We start from the raw sequence: 481 nt of genomic DNA on the forward strand, positions 1-481 counted from the left end.
TCTAATCCTTCAAGGACTTTTTTCGTATGCTTTAAACCAACTTGCTCGCCAATGGCTTGCGCTGTATCTTTATGGTCTCCGGTAATCATTTTGACGGAAATACCTGCTTCTTGAGATTCTTTGACGGCTTGAATGGCACTTTCTTTTGGCGGATCGATGATGCCTGCCAGTCCAGCAAACGTCAATCCTGACAATGTTTCATGTGTCAGTTCCTGTTGTGACGTAACTGTCTTATAAGCGAAACCTAATACCCGTTGTCCTTTTTGCGCTAATTGCGCAGCTTGTGCTTGCCAAGCACCTTTTTGATTATCAGATAACGTAGAAAGTTGTAACAATACTTCTGGCGCACCTTTGACATAAATAATTGAACCTTCTGCTTGCGGATGGCGAGTGGCCATGTATTTATAACTTGAACTAAACGGAATTTTCTTTTCTACAGGGCGTAAAGACAGTTGATCCTGATCAACATATTGTAGCAAAG

Annotated in this window: 1 protein-coding gene; it reads right to left on the reverse strand. The window is 41.8% G+C overall.

Annotation, left to right across the window (positions count from 1 at the left end; translation table 11 throughout):
- The coding region (locus AC2JF8_RS09255; protein WP_500762801.1) for an HAD family hydrolase at positions 1-481 on the reverse strand (481 nt) is incomplete at both ends.

It is taken from the genome of Lactobacillus sp. CA30L (genome assembly GCF_059900845.1).